General features: G+C 39.5%; 3 protein-coding genes and 1 pseudogene. All 4 read right to left on the bottom strand.

The window, feature by feature from the left end:
* On the bottom strand, nucleotides 1-1,209 hold a 1,209-nt coding region (locus tag FNZ60_RS08475), incomplete at its 3' end, for a YfjI family protein (protein WP_142417153.1).
* 170 nt (nucleotides 1,210-1,379) lie between these two features.
* A pseudogene (locus tag FNZ60_RS10675) lies at nucleotides 1,380-1,603 on the bottom strand (hypothetical protein); the annotation flags it as partial.
* A gap of 104 nt (nucleotides 1,604-1,707) precedes the next feature.
* On the bottom strand, nucleotides 1,708-1,908 hold the full coding sequence (locus tag FNZ60_RS08465) for a helix-turn-helix transcriptional regulator (protein WP_007347209.1): 201 nt from the start codon (nucleotides 1,906-1,908) through the stop codon (nucleotides 1,708-1,710).
* 210 nt (nucleotides 1,909-2,118) lie between these two features.
* On the bottom strand, nucleotides 2,119-2,619 hold a 501-nt coding region (locus tag FNZ60_RS08460; protein ID WP_142417152.1), incomplete at its 5' end, for a tyrosine-type recombinase/integrase.

Below are 2,619 nucleotides of genomic sequence, written 5' to 3'. Positions count from 1 at the left end.
GGTCTTTGGCATTTTTAAAACATGCGATTGTAAGCTTTCAGAGAAACGACCACTTTTTGCCTCTCTATGAAGATTTTCTAACCATTCATAAAATTTCTCTTGTGCTTTTGGCATAAAACGCATGATCAGCGGATGTTCTGGAGAACCTAGTCGTTTATCACGAAAAGAACGAAAAACACCTTCATACTTTTGCCAACCCTCTTGATTGGGAGGTCTATCAACCAATTGCCAATCTTTTGTCTCATCGGGCCACACCAGCATTTGAAACCGTTGCAATAAGCCGTCATCGTTTATTCCACGGTGCATGGCTTGAATAATGGGAATAATTCGTGAAGGTTGAATGCCTCCAATCATTGATAAAGTTACATGGGGAATAAAAATGGTTCCACGCTCGATACGGTCATAGGTAAATTGATCATCTCCATTAAAAGCTGTTAAATAGAAAGAACGGTCTGTTTGATATTCCTTTCTCTCCAAATTGGCTAAAAAACCAGACAATTCATCACGGACCATTAAGAGACCACGGGGGTTTTCTTTTAACAATTCCCCAAGCTTTTCGACGGTCACATCATTGACAATAAAACGCGAGACATCATCATCATGAGCACTGTCTTTAGAGAGCGTTTCAAACAACAGAGCACGGGCTGTTTCACACTCTCCTTTTTTTAGCGCTTTATTGGCTTGTCTTTCTTTTTCTCTTTTGTCTAAACTTTCTAGCCTCTCTTCAATTTCTAGTCTTTGTTTCTGTTTTAACCACTCTTTATACCATTCCTTTTGAAGGCGCGTGATAGGAGCTAAAGCGGCTTTCATGGCTGGTGTTTTATATGTTGACGATTGACCAATAAGAGCGCCCCAGAGATTAGGAACAATTGTCCAATCATCATGTTGTTTTGGAGCAACTCGCACGCCATTTCCAATCACAGCAGCCAAACCACAGAGAGCAGAGACAGCCATAAAATCGAGAGGGGCTTGTTGACGCTCTGAAACGTCATAAATATAGTCCATGAATGGCATTGGGAGCTGTAATGGATTAAAAGGTTCGACGGGTAAGAGAGCCGTAGCAATTGGTTTTAATTCTCCCCAACCATTTTGTTGCAAGGCTTGTTCATAAGGAATGGCTTTTAAACAAGCATTATCATTTAAAGAGGCATTATCGTTATCATTGACGGGGGCATTATTCTCTAAAATATTTTTATTATCTTGTTTCATATTACGTACCTTGAATAATAGAGAAAATCGTTGAAATCGGTTCCTTTTGGAGCTTGCATGATAAAGACCTCAAAGCCTTGGCTATAAGCACGCTTTGCTAAAGTAAAATCTGCTTTACGACCCGCATCATCTGCTGGTTTTTGATCTGTTTTGCAGCCATTGGCTTTTAAAAAGGCTTGTTTCCCCAGCAAGCCAATTCTTCTGAGCGCTTGTATGATCTCTCTAAAAGAACAGCCAGCATAACAAGTGAGTAAGAGACGCCCATCATTTCCATTGGTAATGGATAAACTAGGCAATTGATCATCGTGAGCAGGGCAACGGGCAAGTCCATAACACCATACCAAACCCCATGCAAGGCACGTGTGATGCCCCAAGCATTCGTAAAAGAAAACATATTTTTTGATCCTATAATGATTGCATCATAGGACGGACTCTGCTATCCATAATCATCGTGTGAAAATGAAAAGCCTTGTCCATCCTTATGTGACAAGGTTTTTTTTATGCCGCATCACTTTGACGTTGCTGTTTTGCTTGTTCGATAACATTCAAAAGATCCGATTGTAACCAACGCGATAAAAAACCAAATTTTAAAGGTTTTGGAAGAGAGCCATTGGTCACATGACGGCGGAAAGTTGAGACACTCATATGAAGTAGTTTTGCACTTTCACGGTCTGTTAAAAGAATATCATTTTCTGTCATCGTAAAATCCTTTCAAAAGTAAAAAAATGATAACAAATCATGCCCATTTATTAAGCACATTTTGGTTTATTTTTGAAGGTATTTTATTCATAGAAAACAGTATTTTATTATACATTTTCTCATGTGATAATTTATGAGTCTTATTGATAAAGAATGAGAGAACAGAGAGATAAAGTTATCCACAGATAATGGGGTATTACACCCCATATCTTAAGATTGACCTGTGACATAAGCCGTCCATTTATCCATATAGACACGGCGCTGTTCTAAATAATCAGTACGACGATAGGCACGCTCTACTTTACCCCCAACCGTATGAGCTAGAATGGTTTCAGCAACCTCATAGGGGGCATCGGTTGTTTCAGCAAGCCAATCGCGTAAACTAGAGCGAAAACCATGGGGGCAGGCTTCAATTTTATTTTTTCTCATATACGTAGCCATTATCGTAGGTGAAAGAGGACCACGATTAGTAAATGAAAAGATGAAATCACTTTTAGAGATACATCGGGCTTGTTCAATTACTTTCATTGCTTCTGATGATAAAGGCACACGAAATTCTGTTGTAGCATCACGCCTTCCTTTCATATTCTCAGCAGGGATAGTCCATATATCCCCCTCAATTTGATCTTTATGCATATGACACAAGGGCTTCCTACGGACTCCTGTCAGAATAAGCAAACGCAAAGCCAGCTGTGTTATAGCTGTTGTTTC

The sequence above is a fragment of the Bartonella massiliensis genome (genome assembly GCF_902150025.1).
Classification (GTDB): domain Bacteria; phylum Pseudomonadota; class Alphaproteobacteria; order Rhizobiales; family Rhizobiaceae; genus Bartonella; species Bartonella massiliensis.
The sequence above is the reverse complement of the archived record's forward strand: the minus strand, read 5'-3'. Positions and strand labels throughout refer to the sequence as shown.